General features: G+C 58.1%; 18 protein-coding genes, 2 tRNA genes and 1 pseudogene. 9 read left to right on the top strand and 12 right to left on the bottom strand.

Translation table 11 applies throughout. From position 1 onward, the window contains the following. Positions 1-7: 7 nt before the first annotated feature. Positions 8-793 (bottom strand): transporter substrate-binding domain-containing protein, encoded by a 786-nt coding sequence (locus CBW22_RS14080; protein WP_031279673.1) that lies wholly within the window; start codon positions 791-793, stop codon positions 8-10. A 194-nt stretch (positions 794-987) separates the two neighbouring features. Continuing rightward, complete coding sequence (gene hpxU, locus CBW22_RS14075; RefSeq protein WP_021507298.1) at positions 988-1827, bottom strand: MurR/RpiR family transcriptional regulator HpxU; 840 nt, start codon at positions 1825-1827, stop codon at positions 988-990. Positions 1828-2019: 192 nt separating this feature from the next. On the opposite strand from hpxU, the gene CBW22_RS14070 reads away from it, so the two are divergent. The 4 genes from CBW22_RS14070 to hpxZ are packed head-to-tail and all read left to right on the top strand — an operon-like array spanning position 2020 to position 5583. Then, positions 2020-3606 (top strand): gamma-glutamyltransferase family protein, encoded by a 1587-nt coding sequence (locus tag CBW22_RS14070; protein WP_088517003.1) that lies wholly within the window; start codon positions 2020-2022, stop codon positions 3604-3606. 11 nt (positions 3607-3617) lie between these two features. Then, positions 3618-3803 (top strand): oxalurate catabolism protein HpxX, encoded by a 186-nt coding sequence (gene hpxX / locus CBW22_RS14065; protein ID WP_088517002.1) that lies wholly within the window; start codon positions 3618-3620, stop codon positions 3801-3803. Further along, the gene (locus CBW22_RS14060; protein ID WP_088517001.1) at positions 3800-5197 is read left to right on the top strand and encodes an AtzE family amidohydrolase; all 1398 of its coding nucleotides are present in this window, start codon (positions 3800-3802) and stop codon (positions 5195-5197) included. Before hpxX ends, CBW22_RS14060 begins: the two co-directional genes overlap by 4 nt. A 2-nt stretch (positions 5198-5199) precedes the next feature. Further along, entirely contained in the window at positions 5200-5583 is a 384-nt protein-coding gene (hpxZ, locus tag CBW22_RS14055; protein WP_059010985.1) for an oxalurate catabolism protein HpxZ, read from the top strand. Positions 5584-5657: 74 nt separating this feature from the next. Here hpxZ and puuE read toward each other — a convergent pair whose 3' ends face one another. The 3 genes from puuE to CBW22_RS14040 are packed head-to-tail and all read right to left on the bottom strand — an operon-like array spanning position 5658 to position 8097. Beyond that, a complete protein-coding gene (gene puuE / locus CBW22_RS14050) occupies positions 5658-6611 on the bottom strand; it encodes an allantoinase PuuE (protein WP_021507302.1) in 954 nt (317 codons plus the stop codon). A gap of 35 nt (positions 6612-6646) precedes the next feature. Continuing rightward, positions 6647-7378: an allantoin racemase gene (gene hpxA / locus CBW22_RS14045; RefSeq protein ID WP_021507303.1), complete on the bottom strand. Its 732-nt coding sequence runs from the start codon at positions 7376-7378 to the stop codon at positions 6647-6649. Then, on the bottom strand, positions 7375-8097 hold the full coding sequence (locus tag CBW22_RS14040) for a GntR family transcriptional regulator (RefSeq protein WP_058769324.1): 723 nt from the start codon (positions 8095-8097) through the stop codon (positions 7375-7377). The genes hpxA and CBW22_RS14040 overlap by 4 nt, the downstream gene beginning before the upstream one ends. 144 nt (positions 8098-8241) lie before the next feature. On the opposite strand from CBW22_RS14040, the gene CBW22_RS14035 reads away from it, so the two are divergent. Next, a complete protein-coding gene (locus CBW22_RS14035) occupies positions 8242-9735 on the top strand; it encodes an NCS1 family nucleobase:cation symporter-1 (protein WP_021507305.1) in 1494 nt (497 codons plus the stop codon). Between the two features lie 100 nt (positions 9736-9835). Here CBW22_RS14035 and CBW22_RS14030 read toward each other — a convergent pair. Both CBW22_RS14030 and dnaQ read right to left on the bottom strand, forming a co-directional pair. Next, positions 9836-9912 (bottom strand) — tRNA-Asp (locus CBW22_RS14030). 134 nt (positions 9913-10046) lie between these two features. Further along, complete coding sequence (gene dnaQ, locus CBW22_RS14025) at positions 10047-10778, bottom strand: DNA polymerase III subunit epsilon (protein ID WP_058758031.1); 732 nt, start codon at positions 10776-10778, stop codon at positions 10047-10049. Between dnaQ and rnhA the strand changes: the two are divergent. Continuing rightward, positions 10732-11299 (top strand): annotated as a pseudogene (rnhA, locus tag CBW22_RS14020) (ribonuclease HI). The gene dnaQ and the pseudogene rnhA sit on opposite strands and share 47 nt — an antisense overlap. On the opposite strand, the gene CBW22_RS14015 reads toward rnhA, so the two are convergent. Further along, on the bottom strand, positions 11284-12018 hold the full coding sequence (locus tag CBW22_RS14015) for a class I SAM-dependent methyltransferase (protein ID WP_021507307.1): 735 nt from the start codon (positions 12016-12018) through the stop codon (positions 11284-11286). The pseudogene rnhA and the gene CBW22_RS14015 overlap by 16 nt on opposite strands. Positions 12019-12058: 40 nt before the next feature. On the opposite strand from CBW22_RS14015, the gene gloB reads away from it, so the two are divergent. Both gloB and mltD read left to right on the top strand, forming a co-directional pair. Beyond that, positions 12059-12814, top strand: coding sequence for a hydroxyacylglutathione hydrolase (gene gloB / locus CBW22_RS14010; protein WP_088517000.1), 756 nt, complete (start codon positions 12059-12061; stop codon positions 12812-12814). A 71-nt stretch (positions 12815-12885) separates the two neighbouring features. Beyond that, a complete protein-coding gene (mltD, locus tag CBW22_RS14005) occupies positions 12886-14262 on the top strand; it encodes a murein transglycosylase D (RefSeq protein ID WP_031279674.1) in 1377 nt (458 codons plus the stop codon). A gap of 194 nt (positions 14263-14456) precedes the next feature. On the opposite strand, the gene CBW22_RS14000 is transcribed toward mltD, so the two are convergent. Next, positions 14457-15257 (bottom strand): endonuclease/exonuclease/phosphatase family protein, encoded by an 801-nt coding sequence (locus CBW22_RS14000; RefSeq protein WP_031279675.1) that lies wholly within the window; start codon positions 15255-15257, stop codon positions 14457-14459. 148 nt (positions 15258-15405) lie between these two features. Further along, the gene (locus CBW22_RS13995) at positions 15406-16584 is read right to left on the bottom strand and encodes an MFS transporter (protein WP_088516999.1); all 1179 of its coding nucleotides are present in this window, start codon (positions 16582-16584) and stop codon (positions 15406-15408) included. Between the two features lie 100 nt (positions 16585-16684). Between CBW22_RS13995 and yafC the strand changes: the two genes are divergently transcribed. Beyond that, positions 16685-17593 carry a DNA-binding transcriptional regulator YafC gene (yafC, locus tag CBW22_RS13990; RefSeq protein ID WP_021507312.1) on the top strand — a complete coding sequence of 303 codons (909 nt, stop codon included), beginning with the start codon at positions 16685-16687 and terminating at the stop codon, positions 17591-17593. Between the two features lie 12 nt (positions 17594-17605). Here yafC and dkgB read toward each other — a convergent pair whose 3' ends face one another. Next, positions 17606-18409, bottom strand: coding sequence for a 2,5-didehydrogluconate reductase DkgB (gene dkgB / locus CBW22_RS13985; RefSeq protein WP_088516998.1), 804 nt, complete (start codon positions 18407-18409; stop codon positions 17606-17608). Positions 18410-18579: 170 nt separating this feature from the next. Next, positions 18580-18656: transfer RNA gene (locus CBW22_RS13980), tRNA-Asp, on the bottom strand. Between the last annotated feature and the right edge of the window lie 73 nt (positions 18657-18729).

The raw sequence follows: 18729 nt of genomic DNA, 5'->3' as shown, positions 1-18729 counted from the left end.
GTTCCTGTTATGCGCCGAGGTTGGCAGGCAGCGGCGCTTTCAGCCACTCTTCCGACAGCTTGTTCAGCGTGCCGTCTTTAATACCCTGCTCAATCAGTGCGTTCACTTTCTCTTTCAGCGCTGGCTCATTCTTTTTCAGGCCGATAAAGCACGGTGAATCTTTCAGCATAAACTGCGGCACCGGGGCTTTTTCCGCGTTCTGGCGCGCAATCGCCGCGACCACCAGGTTACCGGTAGCGACATACTGCACCTGACCGGAGAGATAGGCGGACAGCGTGGTGTTGTTATCTTCGTAGCGCTTCACCTGAGCATCTTTCGGAGCAACATCACTCAGTACCATGTCCTCTACCGCACCGCGCGTCACGCCAATCGATTTACCGCTCAGCGCCGCCGCATCTTTCAGCGTCTCGCCTTTCGGGCCGAACACGCCGAGGAAGAACGGCGCGTAGGCGCGGCTGAAGTCGATCACTTTTTCGCGCTCGGCGTTTTTGCCCATGCTGGAGATCACCAGGTCGACCTTGTCGGTCTGCAGATACGGCACGCGGTTGGCGCTGGTCACCGGCACCAGCTGCAACTTCAGTTTCATCTGCTTCGCGAGGTATTTCGCCATGTCGATGTCATAGCCCTGCGGCTGCAGATCGGTACCGACCGAGCCAAACGGCGGGAAGTCCTGCGGCACCGCCACGCGAATCACACCACGCTTCTGGATATCCTGCAGCTGATCGGCCATGGCGCTGCCTGCCTGCGCCAGCAGCAATGCTGCCCCTGCTACTGCCAGTAATACTTTGTTCATTATGCACCCCGGTGAGTTAATGGTGAAACAAAAGATTCTTGATAAATTGATTTGCAACTAATGTGCCAACCACAACGGGCAGCAAACGCAGCGGCCAAGCGGAGGATTTAAGGCGATTAAGGGCGCATCTTAACGGGGAGCACCCCGTTAGCAGACGCGATCAAAAAAGGTGCAAAGCACCAAAACAGTGCCCTTTAGCGGTGTTCCAGCTCGTCGAGCTGCTGGTAAAGATCGGCAATCTGATGAATGCGCTGACGCCCCTGCGACAGCATTTCGTGCAGTAGTGCGTTGGCCAGCAGGTTGATCAGGCTCATTGCCGAGGCGTAGCTGTCAAAGGCGGAAACGCTGTCGAGCGGTGCGCACAGCTGCCAGCGCGCCAGGGTGAGAATGCCCTGCGCCTGGGGTTCGCACAGCACCAGCACCGGGATGCCGCTCTGCTGCAGCTGCTGCATCAGTGGACGAATGATGCGTGGCCGGCGGCGAAACGCCATCACCACCACCACATCTTCCGGCGTCATGTCCACCAGCTCTTCGCCCAGCGTCTGGCCGGGCTGTGGCAATACCTGCACCTGGGCACGCGCCTGTAGCAGCTGCTGACGCAGATGCAGCGCCACCGGATACGCGTTGCGCATACCAATGATGAACACCCGCCGTGCGGCGCCCAGCGCGGCAATCACCTCGCTAAACTGCCGGGCGTCAATGCTGTTGACCCACTGCGTCAGGTTCGCCATCTCCTGCTTGTAATGACGCGACAGCAGCGTGTTGCCCTGCACCGCGTCGCGGTTATCGGTCAGCGGCATTCCGCTCTGGCGCAGGGTGCGCAGCTCATCACGCATGTCTTTGTATTTTTCATAGCCGAGGCGTTTGAACAGCCGGCTTACCGTGGCCTTTGATACGCCGCTGAGCCGCGCCAGCTCAGCGCTGTTATAGCTAATCAGATCATCAAAATGGTCAAACACAAAGTCAGCAATGCGCTGCTCCTGCGGCGACAGTTGCGGATAGTGACTGCGAAGGCGTTCATCGAGCTGTTTCATCATCGGTCCTGTAACTTTCGTTTCATCACAAGCTAGCATAAATCGATCCAGGCTGGCGTAACACCAAAACTGGAACGGCTCTTGCTTTACCATTGCTACAGACTGGTAGCGGCGCAATTTGTTGCGCTTGTTTTCCCTATCCAGCGCGCCAAATCGCGCCGCTACAAAAGAATAATCCGGGAACAGTTCATTATGATTCAAAGCAATATGGCCCCGATGGGCATGGCGGTGACGCCACATCACCTTGCCAGCGAAAGCGCACTGGCGGTTCTGCGTGAAGGCGGCAACGCGCTGGAAGCCATGGTGGCCGCCGCGGCGACCATTGCGGTGGTCTATCCGCACATGAATGGCCTCGGCGGCGACGGCTTCTGGCTGGTGGTGCCGCCCGGCGGCGATCCGATTGCTATCGATGCCAGCGGCGCCGCCGGTTCGCTGGCGCACCCCGACTTCTACCACGGTGAGAGCCATATTCCGCATCGCGGCCCTAAAGCGGCACTGACGGTTGCCGGCACCGTCAGCGGCTGGCAGGAAGCGCTGACGCTGGCGCACGAACTGGGCGCGACGCCGCTGCCGCTGAGCCGTTTGCTGCGCGATGCGGTTCGCTATGCGGCCGATGGCATTCCGGTCACCGCCTCGCAGGCGGCGGCGACGGCGGCAAAACAGCATGAGCTGCAACATCAGCCCGGTTTTGCTGCCACCTTTCTGCCTGATGGCGCACCGCCCGCTGCCGGCAGTCGTTTTACCCAGCCGGCGCTGGCGCAGACGCTGAGCGTGCTGAGCGAGCAAGGGCTGGAGAGCTTTTATCGCGGTGAGCTGGCGCACCAGCTGGCACGCGAAATGGGCGCGCTCGGCATGCCGATTACGCTGGACGATTTACACCGACAGCGCGCCCGGCGCTGCACGCCGCTGCACCTCGCGCACAGCGAAGGCGATATCTGGAACATGACGCCGCCGACGCAGGGGCTGGTGTCGCTGGCGATCCTCGGTATCACCGATCGTCTGGCGATGGCCGACGCCAGTGAAGCGCAGACGGTGCACCGCATCGTTGAAGCCACCAAACAGGCCTTTGCCCTGCGCGATCAACACATCACCGATCCGCGTCACATGGCGATTGATGTGCAGTCGCTGCTGAATGCCGATCATCTCGGCACGCTGGCCGCGCAGGTGCAGGACGATCGCGCCGCGCCCTGGGGCACCGGACGCGGACCGGGCGATACCGTGTGGATGGGGGTGATGGACAGCAGCGGCCTGGCGGTCTCCTTTATCCAGAGCATTTACCACGAATTTGGCAGCGGCGTCGTGCTGCCCGGCACCGGTATTACCTGGCAAAACCGTGGCGCGGCGTTCAGCCTGCAGCCGGATCACCTGCTGACGCTGGCACCGGGCAAACAGCCGTTCCATACGCTCAATCCAGCGGCTGCACGCCTGAAGGATGGCCGCACGCTGGTGTACGGCTCGATGGGGGGTGATGGCCAGCCGCAAACCCAGGCGGCGATCTTTACCCGCTATGTCATTCAGGGCCAGCCGCTGCAGCAGGCGGTCAGCGCACCGCGCTGGCTGCTTGGCCGCACCTGGGGCCAATCCTCAGACTCCCTCAAGCTGGAGGCGCGCATCGCGCCTGAAACCGTGCAGCAACTGCGCGCGCTCGGTCATGAGGTCGAACTGCTGGCTGAATACAGTGAAGTGGTGGGTCACGCCGGCGCCATCGTCAGACACAACAATGGCATGCTGGAAGGCGCGTTTGATCCGCGCAGCAACGGCAGCGCTGCCGGCTTTTAACGGAGACAATCATGAATGCACAACCGGACTGGGCAACCTATATCGCCCAAATGGAACAGATTCTGGCGCTGGAGCTGGACGACACGCGCCGCGCCGAGCTGCTGACGCAGTTTAACCGTATCGCCGCTATGGCGCAGCCGCTGATGGCGCTGCCGCTGGACGATCGCCTGGAAGTGGCGGGAGTATTTCATCCATGACGCTGGCAGCCTTATCGATTAGCCAGCTGCAGCAGGCACTGGCGCAGGGCGATCTCAGCGCACGCGACATCGCACAACAGACGCTGGCCGCCATTGAACAGCATAACCCGGCCATTAACGCCTGGACCGCCGTCACCGCGCAGCGCATGCTGCGGGAAGCCGATCGGCTGGATCAGCAGCGTCAGCGCGGCGAGCCGCTGCCGGCGCTGGCTGGCATTCCCTATGCGGTAAAAAACCTGTTTGACGTCGCCGGTCACAGCACGCTTGCCGGTGCCAGCCTGTTCAGCGAGCGGCCGGTGGCACAGCAGGATGCGTGGGCGGTCTCCAGACTGCAGCAGAGCGGCGCGCTGCTCTCCGGCATGCTGAATATGGACGCCTACGCCTACGGCTTTACCACCGAGAACACCCATTATGGTGCCACCCGCAACCCGCGCGATCTGTCACGCGTGGCCGGCGGCTCATCTGGCGGTTCCGCAGCGGCCGTCGCTGCCGGGCTGGTGCACTTTTCACTCGGCACCGACACCAACGGCTCGATTCGCGTGCCTGCTTCGCTGTGCGGCATTTTCGGCCTGAAACCTACCTTTGGTCGTCTGTCGCGCAGCGGCAGCCACCCGTTTGTCGCCAGCCTCGATCACATCGGTCCGTTTGCCCGCTCGGTGGAAGATTTGAGTCTGGTCTACGATGCGCTGCAGGGCGGCGACGCCAGCGATGCATTCCAGGCGGCGCGCCCTGCGGAACCGGTCAGTGACAGGCTCTCTGCAGGCAGCGAAAAGCTGCGCAGCGCGGTGCTGGGCGGCTTTTTTGCTGACTGGTGCAGCGATGAGGCGCGCGCGGCGGTGGCGGTAGCGGCCCGCGCGCTCGGCGCGACAGAAGAAGTGACGCTGCCCCAGGCCGAACTGGCGCGCTCGGCCGCGTTTATCATGACCGCCGCGGAAGGCGGCAATCACTATCTGCCGGCGCTGCGCACCCAGCCAGAACGCTTTGAGCCGAATTCACGCGAACGCCTGCTGGCTGGCGCGATGCTGCCCGCCGCGTGGTATGTGCAGGCCCAGCGTTTCCGCCGTCACTTCCAGCAGCAGGTGCTGCCGCTGTTCGACCATTACGACGTGCTGATCGCCCCGGCCACGCCCTGTACCGCCACCACCATCGGCCAGGAAACCATTCACATCAACGGTCAGGATTTGCCGACACGCGCCAGCATGGGCATGCTGACGCAGCCGATTTCGTTCCTCGGCCTGCCGGTGTGTAGCGTACCGCTGCTCACTGCCAGCGGCTTACCGATTGGCCTGCAGCTGATTGCCGCGCCGTTTAACGAACAGCTGGCGCTGCGCGCCGCCTGGGCACTGCAGCAGCAGGGTGTGACGCTGCCACAAACCTCTTTTATGGATGCCTGAAGATGACACCTGAACATATCGATCGTCCGGCGATACTGGCTGAAGTCACCGCCGCGTTTTACCGCTACGAGCAGGCGCTGGTGAGCAATGATGTCGCCGTGCTGGACGAGTTGTTCTGGCACGATGCGCGTACGGTGCGACTCGGTGCCGGAGAAAATCTGTACGGGATTGACGAGATTCGCGCCTTTCGCGCGGCGCGGCCGTCAAAAGGGCTCGATCGCACGCTGCGCAATACGGTCATCACTACTTTTGGCGATGACTATGCGGTGTGCAGCACCGAATTCACCCGCGAGGGCGTGGAGAAGACTGGCCGTCAGCAGCAGACCTGGGTGCGACTGCCGTGTGGCTGGCGCATCGTGGCGGCGCAGGTGAGTTTGATGAGCTGACGCAGGCGCGAGTGTTGCCCTCTCCTGGCAAGAGAGGGCAAAAACGACCTGACATCCGTGAAAGGTAAGGCCGCTCAGGCAGCCGGATGCGTCTTCATCCAGTGATCGGCAATCTGCTGACGCGTACACACCCACACCTTGTCGTGCTGCTGGATATGGTCGAGGAAACGCTGCAGCGCGCGGAATTTCCCCGGACGCCCCAGCAGACGGCAGTGCATGCCAATCGACATCATCTTCGGCGCCGTCGCGCCCTCTTCATACAGCACATCAAAGGTATCGCGCAGATAGGTATAGAACTGCTCGGCGGTGTTGAATCCCTGCGGCGTGGCGAAGCGCATGTCGTTGCACTCCAGCGTATAGGGAATGATCAGATGCGGCTTCACCGTGCCGTCCTGACAGGTGACCTGCGTCCAGAACGGCAGATCGTCACCGTAGTAATCGCTGTCGTAGCTGAAGCCGCCCTGCTCGACCACCAGCCGCCGCGTATTGGGGCTGTCGCGCCCGGTATACCAGCCGGTGGGCGCTTTACCGAATAGCTCGGTGAGCACGTCCACTGCCTGCTGCATGTGCTGACGCTCGGTTTTGGCATCCATCCCCTGATAGTGAATCCAGCGCCAGCCGTGGCTGACCACATCGTAATCGGCGGCTTTGATGGCCTCGACAATCTGCGGATGCCGCGCCAGCGCCATCGCGACGCCAAAGATGGTCAGCGGCAGGCCGCGCTGCTGAAACTCCTGATGGATGCGCCAGAAACCGGCACGCGAACCGTACTCATACAGGGAATCCATCGACATGTGGCGATCGGCATAGCTGGCGGCACCGATGATGTCGGAGAGAAACTGCTCAGAGCCCGCGTCACCATGCAGCACATTGTTTTCAGCGCCCTCTTCATAGTTGAGCACGAACTGCACCGCCACCCGCGCCTCACCCGGCCACTGCGCGTGCGGCGGCTGGCCCGCATAGCCAATCAGATCGCGCGGATAATTTTTGTTGAAGCTGTACTCTTTCTTTTCAGATACATCACTCATTCTGCAAGTTCCTGTCATCAGTCCTCAACCAGCCCTTAGTTTAGGTGCTGAAATGCCGCGCTGAGCGGTTTTTTAATCGGGTAAGCCAGATCGCCGTGTTTGCTGGTACCAAAGCCCAGCGCCAGTAATGACTCGACCATTTTCACCGCCGCACTGACGCCATCAATCACCGGCAGGCCCAGCTCTTTAGTCAGATCCTGCGCCAGCGACGCCATGCCGCCGCAGCCCAGCACAATCGCCCCGCTGCCATCTTCACGTTTCGCCTGCAGGCAGCGCTCGCGCACTTTCTCCTGCGCGACGCCGCTGCCGTCCTCAAGCGCCAGCACTGGCAGGTCAATGGCGTGCAGCGCGGCACAGTGATGGCTGAATCCGTACTGCTGCAACAGATGGCGGGCGATCACCAGCGTGCGCGGCAGCGTGGTGACAATCGAAAAGCGCGTCGCCACCAGCGTCGCGGTGTGCATCGCCGCTTCGGCAATGCCAATCACCGGTCCGCTCGCCAGTTCGCGCGCCGCCAGCAGTCCCGGATCGCCAAAGCAGGCGATGATATGGCCGCTGACGCCCTGCTCTTTGCCGCGTTTTACCTGTTCCAGCACGCCCACCGCGGCAATCGCTTCATCAAAGTGTCCTTCAATGGAGGGCACGCCCTCGCTCGGGCACACCGCCACAATCTCCGTGCCAGGTGCGGCCACGGCGCGCGCCGCTGCACCGATGGTCGCCGTCATGGCGGCGCTGGTATTCGGGTTGATCACCTGGATCAGGCTCATGATGCCGCTCCTTTATGACCGGCAAATAACCGGGTGAAATCAGGCAGGGTTTCGCCGCTGCGCTCAAAGTGCAGGCTGGCAACGATATGTTCGAAGTGATGCTGCAGCGCCGTGGTTAACGCCGGCAGATCGTTTTGCCGCAGCAGATCCACCAGCCGATCGTGATGATCGCAACGACAGCCGCGCTGCCAGGGTGCACCGTAAGCGGCGATCACCAGTGAGGAGCGCTGCGTCAGGCGCGTCACCATGTCAGTCAGCACCTGGTTGCCGGAAATCGCCTGCAGCTGGATATGAAAAGCCGCAGACAGACGGATGGCGGCGGCCCCGTCGTGCTGCTGGTGCGCCTGCTGCTCGTCGGCAATTAAGCCACTTAGCGCGGCGAGATGCGGCGGCTGCAGATGCGCCAGCACCGCCGGTAGGTTGGCGCACTCCAGCAGGCTGCGCGTGGCGAAGATGTCGCGCGCTTCCTCCACGCCCGGCGTCGCCACCTGTGCACCACGTCTGGGCGACAGGGTGATCATTTGCACCGCCGCGAGGCGCTGCAGCACCTTACGAATGCCGGTGCGGCTGACGCCAAACACCTCCGACAGTGCCTCTTCCGGCAATTTGCTGCCCGGCGGCAGCTGATGCTCCACGATGGCGTTCAGCAACGCCTGATAGATAGGTTCGTCTCTGTCATTCAGATCGGCAGCCGTTTTCAGACCTGTTTCACTCTTCATTACCCGCTCCGGCAAGTGACTGTATGCAGACATCGTATACGTGAAATTCATTTTTTGTATACAAGAAATCAATTCTGGCCTGGATCCTGCAATACCGTTTCACGCTGTCATTATTTTTCCATGAAGTTAAGAGGAGCAGGTTTCATGCCAAATCATTCTGAAGTGACCTCTGCGGTGGCCTCTGAAGCCAACGCCCATTACAGCCCGCGTCTGTGTAACGACGACCTGGCGCCGACCCGCAACCAGAGCTGGTCGTGGTACAACATTTTTTCGTTCTGGATGTCGGACGTGCACAGCATGGGCGGCTATGTGGTGGCGGCCAGCTTCTTCACCCTCGGTCTGGCCAGCTGGCAGGTGCTGCTGTGTCTGCTGGTGGGAATTTGCATCGTGCAGCTGTGCGCTAACCTGGTGGCGAAGCCGAGCCAGATGGCTGGCGTGCCTTACGCGGTGATTTCGCGTCAGGCATTTGGCGTGTTCGGGGCCAACATCCCGGCGGTGATCCGCGGGCTGATCGCCTTCGCCTGGTACGGCATTCAGACCTATCTGGCGGCGAATGCGCTGATGCTGGTGCTGCTGAAGTTCTATCCGTCGTTAAGCAGCATGACGCAGAGCAGCTGGCTCGGCTTGTCGCAGCTTGGCTGGTGCTGTTTCGGCGTAATGTGGCTGCTGCAGGCGATGGTGTTCTGGCACGGCATGAGCGCGATTAAACGCTTTATTGATATCGCCGGTCCGGCGGTCTACGTGGTGATGGTGGCGCTGGCGGGCTGGATTGTATACAAAACCGGTTTTGACGGTATCTCCTTCACCCTCGCCAGTAAATCACTGAGCGCGGGCGAGCAAACCTGGCAGATGATTACCGCGACCGCGCTGGTGGTCTCTTATTTCTCCGGCCCGCTGCTCAACTTTGGTGACTTCTCGCGCTACGGCAAAAGCATGGGTGAGATTCGCCGCGGCAACCGCTGGGGCCTGCCGTTCAACTTCCTGCTGTTTTCGATTGTGACCGTGGTCATTGTCTCGGGTACTCAGTCGCTGTTTGGCAAAATGATCACCGATCCGATTGAAACCGTGAGCATGGTAGGCAACGATGTAGCGGTCGCTATCGGGCTGCTGACCATGATTACCGCCACCATCGGCATCAATATCGTGGCGAACTTCGTTTCGCCAGCGTTTGATTTCTCTAACTGCTCACCGCAGAAGATCAGCTTCCGCGCCGGTGGCATGATCGCCGCCGTGGGTTCAGTGCTGCTGACGCCGTGGAATCTGTTCCAGTCGCCGGAGCTGATTCACTACACGCTGGATGTGCTGGGATCGTTTATCGGGCCGCTGTTTGGCATTCTGATCGCCGATTTCTACCTGATCAAACGCAGTAAGGTATACGTTGATGACCTGTTCAACGATACGCCAAAAGGCCGCTACTGGTATCGCGGCGGTTTCAATCCGAAAGCGATTGCTGCACTGCTGCCTTCCGTTGGCATTTGTCTGGTGATTAGCTTTATTCCGTCCCTGCACGCGGTGGCGAACTTCAGCTGGTTCATCGGCGTGGCACTGGGCGCTGGCTGCTACCGCTGGCTGGCGCGCGCTGAACGTGAGGTGCCGCAAGCCACCTATCGTGCGGAAGTGGCGGTACAGAAGGATTAATGCGCTGGCGGTCGCCATTAACGGCGACCGTACGCCAGATGGGTATGATTTAGAAAAGCAAAAAGCCGATGCATTGCTGCATCGGCTTCTTTAAAGAGATTGGCGGAACGGACGGGGCTCGAACCCGCGACCCCCTGCGTGACAGGCAGGTATTCTAACCAACTGAACTACCGCTCCGCGCTTTGTTCCCCGTCGGGAACGAGGCGCATATTAATGGCAGCCTCATCCCTCGTCAACGCTTTTTGCAGGGGAATCTCTCGTTTGCCGTTTTTTTCAGCTTAACGACGCTTTTCCACGCAAAATCAGCGGCTTCAGGCGCGCCACAGGCAGCTGCCGCCCTTCTTTTGCACCAGATCGAGCCGGCTCTCATGCGCCATTATCTCTTCATCGCTGGCGCTAACCACGCGCAGGCCGGCGCCCGGACGAACGATGCGCTGTATATGCTCACCTTCCACCTGATTGCTCTGCTCGCCTTCCATTGAAAACGCCAGCGAGGTCTGGCCGCCGGTCATGGTGAGGAACACCTCGGCCAGAATCTCGGCATCAAGCAAAGCGCCGTGCAGCGTACGTTTGCTGTTGTCGATCTCGAAACGGTTACACAGCGCATCCAGGCTGTTGCGCTTGCCCGGGAACATTTTACGCGCCATCGCCAGGCTATCGGTGATTTGACAGAAGGTTTCTGTCTTGCCGATGTCACGCTGCAGCATGGCAAATTCGTAATCCATAAAGCCGATGTCGAACGAAGCGTTATGGATCACCAGCTCCGCGCCGCGAATATAATCGAGGAATTCGTCGGCGATTTGCGCAAAGGTCGGTTTATCGGCGAGGAATTCATCGGCAATACCGTGTACGCCGAACGCTTCCGGATCCACCAGCCGATCGGGCTTGAGATACATATGGAAGTTGTTGCCGGTCAGGCGACGGTTGATCACCTCAACCGCACCGATTTCAATGATGCGATGTCCTTCGTAATGTACCCCGATCATGTTCATGCCGGTGGTTTCGGTATCGAGGACGATCTGGCGGTTATTTGCAGTGCTCATAGGACTCGTTTTATGTCAGACTTGGCGTTTTGTCAGAAGGAAGTCTACCAGAGATGCGCAAACAGGTAGAAATATTCACCGATGGATCCTGCCTGGGCAATCCCGGTCCCGGCGGCTACGGCGCCATTCTTCGCTACCGCCAGCACGAGAAATTATTCAGCGCCGGCTATCGCCTTACTACCAATAATCGCATGGAGCTGATGGCGGCCATTGTGGCACTGGAAGCGCTGACCCAGCCGTGTGACGTGGTGCTCAGCACCGACAGCCAGTACGTGCGCCAGGGCATCACCAGCTGGATTCACAACTGGAAAAAGCGCGGCTGGAAAACCGCAGAAAAGAAGCCGGTGAAGAACGTTGATCTGTGGCAGCGACTCGACGCGGCGCTCAGTACCCATCAGATTCAATGGGAGTGGGTAAAAGGCCATGCCGGTCATCCGGAGAACGAACGCTGCGATGAACTGGCACGCAGCGCTGCCGGCAATCCTTCCCTCGACGATATTGGCTATCAGGTTGAGTCCTGATCGCTGGCTTCACGAAACTGCCGCGTGGCATTGACCGCTGGCCGTAACTGGGTTTTGCCGGGCATCATCTTCACTTTGCCCGGCGTCAGCGGGAAGGTGCGCTTACGCGCAACCACGATGTTCAGACAGCCCAGCGCCGGCAGGTGCGTGCTGATCATCTTGCCGCCCTGGCGGTGCCACGGCACCACCTGAAAGCGCGTACGATACACCACTTCATAGTTGAGTAAGCTCAGCCAGTCGAGCAGGCGCACCTGGCTGAACATCCGTCCGCTCCACGGTGCGCGGCGCTGTAATCCGGGCAGGCCTTTACTGATGCCCAGCAGGCTAAACGGATTGAAGCCGCTGATAATCATCCAGCCGTCATCAATCAGTACACGATCCACTTCGCGCAGGACGCGGTGCGGATCCTGGCTCCAGGCCAGCGTGTGCGCCAGCAGACAGGCATCAATCGATTTGGCTTCAAATGGCAACTGCGTTGCGCTGGCGATGACGTGCAGCCCATCGCCCTCATCGCCCACATTAACCTGATGCGATATGGCACACTGGCGGGTATTGATTTCTGCGCTGAGGCTGCCAATTTTAAGCATATGAAAGCCGTACAGCTTGCCGAGATACGGTTGCAGTTGCTGGGTTAACGCGTCGCGGAAATAGTCGCCCCAGGGCATATCCTGCCAGGAGCGCGGCGCAGTCAGGATTTGGCGTGTTTTCGCTGGCTTCATGCTCTACCATTTTCCTTTTTCTACGACCTGAGAGGTGTTTATGAATCTTACCAGTATTCCCGCGTTGCAGGATAACTACATCTGGACACTGAACGATGAACAGGGACGCTGTCTGATCGTCGATCCGGGTGAAGCCCGGCCGGTGCTGGAAAAAATTCACGCCAATCACTGGCAGCCGCAGGCCATTCTGCTGACCCATCATCATCACGATCACGTGGGCGGCGTTGGCGAACTGCTGGAGCGCTATCCGCAACTTGAGGTTTATGGTCCGCAGGAGACCGCCGATAAAGGCGCGCGCACTATTCTCAGTGACGGTGATGAATTTACGCTGCTCGGGCTAAATTTCCGCGTCATCGCAACGCCTGGACACACTTTAGGACATATCTCATATTTCAGCTCACCTTATCTTTTCTGTGGCGATACAATGTTTTCGGGTGGCTGCGGACGACTGTTCGAAGGCACTGCGCAGCAAATGTTTGAGTCGTTTCAGTCGATTAATCAACTTCCTGCCGATACGCTTATCTGCTGTGCGCATGAATATACTTTATCCAATATGAAGTTTGCTGCGGCTATTCTGCCTCAGGACCCGAAAATTTTGGCAAGGTATCAGCAAATTAAGGACTTACGCGCAGAAAATCGCATTACTTTGCCAACAAAACTGGCGCTGGAGCGTGAAATAAATTTATTCCTGCGTACGCAAGATCCTGATTTGCAAAAGGCTTTAGGCATTAATGTGTCGTCGGCTCCGTTATGGCAGACTTTTGCCGATCTACGCGAGAAGAAAGACCGTTTTTGATATTTCTGGTTGTGTTGTGCCGGTCGCTAACGTATAGTTGCTCGTCTTTTAAGCGAACTATTGACACACACATGAAGGCTAAAGCGATATTACTCGCCTCGGTCTTGCTGGTTGGATGTCAGGCATCAAGGAATGACGCCAGTATCCCGGTACAGCATGCACAGAGTCTGTCTTCAGCTGGTCAAGGTGAAAATGGAAAGTACGGAGATCGCTTGTTGTCGCCGCGCTGGCAAGATGATGGAACCAGCCTCGCAGAAGACACTGATCTCTGGAATCACATTAGTGACGAGTTGAAGATGGGGATTCCGGAAAACCCGCGAATCCGCGAACAAAAAACAAAGTACTTAAAAAATAAGAGCTATCTCCACGATGTAACATTACGGGCAGAGCCGTACATGTACTGGATTGTCGAGCAGATACAGAAACGTAAAATGCCGATGGAACTGGTACTGCTACCCATAGTGGAGAGCGCTTTTGACCCACACGCAACCTCTTCTGCGAATGCCGCTGGCATCTGGCAGATCGTTGCGCAAACGGGCAAAAACTATGGTTTGAAACAGAACCAATGGTACGACGGACGCCGCGATGTGGTGGCCTCAACCAAAGTTGCGCTGGATATGATGCAGCGTCTGAACGGCATGTTTGACGGTGACTGGTTACTGACCATCGCCGCCTATAACAGCGGTGAAGGGCGTGTGCTGAAGGCGATGAAACAGAACAAGGCGCGCGGTAAGCCGACCGACTTCTGGCATTTATCGCTGCCACGCGAGACCACGGTTTACGTACCTAAAATGCTGGCCCTGAGTGATATTCTCAAGAACAGCAAGCGTTACGGTATTAAGCTGCCAACCGCGAATGAGAGCCGTGCACTGGCTCGCGTTGAAGTGGGACAGCAGATTGAACTGACGCAGGCCGCAGATATGGCCGGTATGTCGCTCAGCAAGCTGAAGACATTCAATGCCGGGTATAAAAACGGCACCACCGCGCCAAACGGACCGCACTATATTATGGTGCCAAAGTCCAACGTGGCTCAGCTGCGCAATTCACTGGCTTCCGGTGATATTGCTGCGGTACAGCCCGGCGAGCTGGCGAAAGTCAGCGCTGCAGGCAATAGCTATAAGGTCCGCAAAGGCGACACCTTATCGGGCATTGCCAGTAAGCTTGGCGTGAGCGTTAGTGCACTGAAGCAGCAGAATAACCTGCGCAGTGCGTCAGTACGCATCGGTCAGACCCTGACCGTTGGCAGCAAAGCTGGCGCGTCGCAGCTGGCGGATAACGGCAACAGCATCACCTACCGTGTACGTAAGGGTGATTCTTTTGCCAGTATCGCCAAACGTCACGGTGTTAACACCAAAGACGTGATGCGCTGGAACAGTGACGCTAAAGATATTCAGCCCGGCGATAAGCTGACGCTGTTTGTGAAGAATAGCGCAACACCTGATACCTGATGCACCGAAAAGGCTGACTTTTGTCAGCCTTTTTCATTATTTACCTTTTCCCGTTCCCGCAGTCCGACACACTCCCGCGTAAAACTCGTTATTTTTTCGCCGCTGCACCATGCCTGTAGCGGTCTGAAGTGGTTTATTGAGCAGGATGCGGCTTCAGCGCTGTGAATCATGCGCTTTGGCGCGCCGCACTTGGCTTAGCGTTTAGCCGCGCCGGGACTGAATTCAACCAGCAGAGGATTGTGGTCAGAGGCACGCGTCACCAGCACCGACGCCTCGCTGACCTTCATATCGCGGTAAAAGACAAAATCCAGCGGGCGGCCAAAGGCTTTGCGCCGATGATCATCAGTAAAGTTTACTTCGCGCAGCGCCATCTCACGGGCAAAGCGGTAGAGCGCATTCATACGCTGGCGGCTCCAGGCATTGAAGTCGCCGGCCATGATCACCGGCCCGCGATGATGCTGGATTTGCTCGCCAATCGGCCCCAGCTGTTTGCTGTACACATCAACGCCGAGGCTGAAATTGACCGCATGAATGTTGACCACCATCAGCATTTCGCCGGTGGGAAGCGGATAGGCAGTGACCAGAGCGGATTTAGACAGCCTCAGTAGCGGCTCACGCTCACGCAGCGGACAACAGTAGACCGGATGGGCAGAAGCCAGCGTCATGACGCCAGAGGGGTGTTGTGGCAGCACAAAGGCCGGTACCTGATCGGCCGCCAGATAATTACTGGTGGCGAACTGCACCAGTTCCGGTGTGGTCTGCGCTTCCTGCAGCAGCACCAGATGGGCATCTTTACCGAAGCCCTGCAGTACTGACATCCAGTCTGCCCGCTGCTGTTTGAAGATATTCCACACCAGCACGCGCAGGGTTGGGTCGGCTGGCAGCGGTGCACCGGGCGGTAACGCCTGCCCAAGATGCAGCATCGCCCCTGGCGGAAAAATCCGCTCAGCAGGCTGACCTGCTACATACCGCATTGCATAAGTTTTTTTTCGCACTGTCCCGCCTGGCTGATTTTCGACTACAACTTCACCTGACTGTTATAGGGATTTTAGCGCGGGGTTTCAATTGCTGTTATTGATTGTCGGAATTCGCCTCACAGCCAGCAACGGCAACAGCCCGCCATGCGGCAGGCTGTTGTGCAGCTTATTCAATGATGGCTGCCGTGCGCGGCTTATCCAGCTGGCCGCTGAGGCGGACCAGCAGCAGAGCCGCAAACACGATGACGGCACCCACCCATGGCGTCTGCGCCAGACCGTAATGTTCCACGATGTGACCGCCGACGGTTGAACCCAGTGCGATGCCAATATTAAAGGCCGCGATATTCAGCCCGGACGCGACATCAACTGCGCCTGGCGCATAGTGTTCGGCCTTTTGCACCACGTAAACCTGCAGGCCGGGTACGTTAGCAAAGGCAAAGACGCCCATCACCAGCACCGTGAGCAGCGCGGGGTAATGCATGCTGGCGGTGAACTGGAATACTATTAACAGAATGGCCAGCGCGATAAAAATCAGCGTCAGCGCCGGTACCGCCCCGCGGCGATCGGCCAGCCTGCCGCCCCAGATATTCCCGATCGCCACTGCAATACCGTACCCCAGCAGCACGCCGCTGACGGCGGTCGGCGAGAAACCGGCCAGTGACTGCATCATCGGTGCCAGGAAGGTAAAGGTGGTAAAGATGCCGCCGTAGCCCAGCGCCGTAATCGCGTAAATCAGCAGCAGACGCGGATTGATCATTACCGCGGCCTGTTGTGCCAGTGAAGTGGCAGGCGGCTGTGCGATGTTACGTGGTACCAGTATCATGCTGCTGACCAGCGCAATCACGCCCAGCAGAGAGACCGCCAGAAAACTTTCACGCCAGCCAAAGTGCTGGCCAATCAGTGTGCCAAGCGGTACGCCGGTGACCAGCGCCACGGTTAAGCCGCCAAACATGATGGCTATCGCACTGGCAGCCTTCTCTTTGCTTACCAGGCTGGTGGCAATGGTTGAGCCGACGGAGAAGAAAACGCCGTGCGCCAGTCCGGTCAGCAGACGCGCCATCACCAGCGTTTCATAGTTGGGTGCCAGCCAGGCCACCAGATTACCGACGGTAAACAGCGCCATCAGCCCCATCAGCAACTGCTTGCGCGGCAGCTTGCCGGTTAAGGCGGTGAGCACTGGCGCGCCGACGGCTACGCCAAGCGCGTAGATGGATACCAGCATCCCGGCAGAAGGTAACGTAATGCTGAGCTGTTCAGCGATGGTCGGAATCAGCCCGACGATAACAAACTCGGTGGTTCCGATAGCGAAGGCGCTGATGGTCAGCGCCCAGAGTGCAAGTGGCATGGTTGACTCCCAATAATGTTTTGATGGGCGCCATTATCGACTCGTGCTTTAATAACAAAAAGAAGCAAAGTAACAATAAACTTTTGCCTGAGGAGGCATAATGAAGGCATCTTCAGAGGAGTTAAAAGTCTTTATCGCTGTGGTGGAAAGCGGCAGTTTTAGCCGTGCAGCGGAGCAGTTACAGATGGCCAATTCAGCGGTGAGCCGCACGGTGAAGAAGCTGGAGAACAAGCTTGGCGTGTCGCTGCTGACGCGTACCACCCGTCAGCTGGCGCTGACTTATGAAGGCGAACTCTATTTCCGGCGCGTGCAGAAGCTGATCCTTGAGATGGCAACGGCAGAGAATGAGCTGATTGAGCGCCAGCAGGCGCCACAGGGCGTGCTGCGCATCGACGCGGCAACACCGGTGATCCTTAACCTGCTGATGCCGATGATTAAACCCTTTCGTGAGCGCTATCCGGCGGTCACGCTATCGCTAATCTCCTCTGAAAGCTTTATCAACCTGATCGATCGTAAAGTGGATGTCGCTATTCGTGCCGGGGATTTAACTGATTCCACGCTGCGTGCCCGGCTGCTGTTCACCAGCTATCGTAAAATGGTCGCTACGCCAGCTTACCTGGCAAAATATGGCACGCCGGCGTCGGTGGAGGCGCTGGCACAGCATCAGTGCCTCGGCTTTGTCGAGACGCCTCGTCTCAATCGCTGGCCCGTGTCGGCTAATGGTAGCGATCTGTATGAAATTGACGCGGCGATGTCATCAAACAGCGGAGAGACGATTAAACAGCTGTGCCTTAACGATCAGGGTATCGCCTGCCTGTCGGACTTTATGGTGAATGCAGAAATTGCGGCGGGCACTTTTGTTGAGGTGCTGGCGCACCAGTCGGTACCGGTTGAGATGCCTTTTAATGCGGTGTATTACAGTGATTTAGGGGTGAGCCAGCGCGTGCGGGCCTTTATTGATTTTCTCAGCGAGTGGGTCAGAGATCAGCCCTGGCGCGTGCAGGGCTGATGCACGGGAGAATTAATCCCAGTCTGGTGCCAGGCCTTCCGGGCTGACCAGACGCTGCTGACGATCCAGCGCGGCGATCTGCGCCATGTCGTCCGCATCCAGTGTCAGATCCTGCGCCGCCATATTGCTGGCCAGGTTCTCACGTTTGGTTGAGGAGGGGATCACGGCATAACCCAGTGCCAGTGCCCACGCCAGGACGACCTGCGCGGGTGTGGCCTGATGTTTCTGCGCAATCTGCTTTATCACCTGTTCTTTTAACGCTTCGCCATATGCCAGCGTCATGTATGAAGTGATGTGAATGCCCTGCTGTTTCGCGAACTCCACGACCTGGCGATTTTGCAGGAACGGGTGCAGTTCAATCTGGTTAGTCGCAATGTTCTCTGCGCCCACAGCGGCAATGGCCTCTTTCATCAGGGCAATCGGGAAGTTGGAGATACCAATCTGACGCGTCAAACCCGCCTCTTTCGCTGCCATCAATGCCTGCATGCTCTCTTTGACCGATACCGCTGCACCCGGCGATGGCCAGTGAATCAGCGTCAAATCGACATAGTCGGTACGTAGTTTCGCCAGGCTCTGCTGCAAGCTGGGGATCAGTTTGTCGGCGGCGAGATTCTCAATCCAGATTTTAGTGGTGATAAACAGCTCATCACGTGCCACGCCGCTTTCGGCAATAGCCTGACCTACGGCAGCTTCGTTTTCATAAATTTGAGCGGTATCGATGGTGCGGTAACCGAGTTCCAGTGCAGTTTTCACTGAATGAATAACGACATCGTCCTGCAGACGAAATGTTCCTAAACCAAAAGCGGGGATTGTCATGTTTTCCTCATCATTGCGTTGAATGTTGCGATGAGGCGTATTGTGGCAGGATTATTGTTGCTGAAAAATCCGCTTATGAGCAGAGGAATTTTGCGTTTTACTCAACAATAGCGGATTTTGAGCGGACATGAAAAAGCCCTGACTTCACAGTCAGGGCTTCTCAATTTAAGTGGCGGAACGGACGGGGCTCGAACCCGCGACCCCCTGCGTGACAGGCAGGTATTCTAACCAACTGAACTACCGCTCCACCGATTCTGTACTGATATCAGACCGTCGCTGATTTCAGGTGTTTCGCCCTTTCCGCGTCACCGGGAAGGTCA

It is taken from the genome of Pantoea sp. VS1 (genome assembly GCF_002207995.1).
GTDB classification, from domain to species: Bacteria; Pseudomonadota; Gammaproteobacteria; order Enterobacterales; family Enterobacteriaceae; genus Pantoea; species Pantoea dispersa.
The sequence above is the reverse complement of the archived record's forward strand: the minus strand, read 5'-3'. Positions and strand labels throughout refer to the sequence as shown.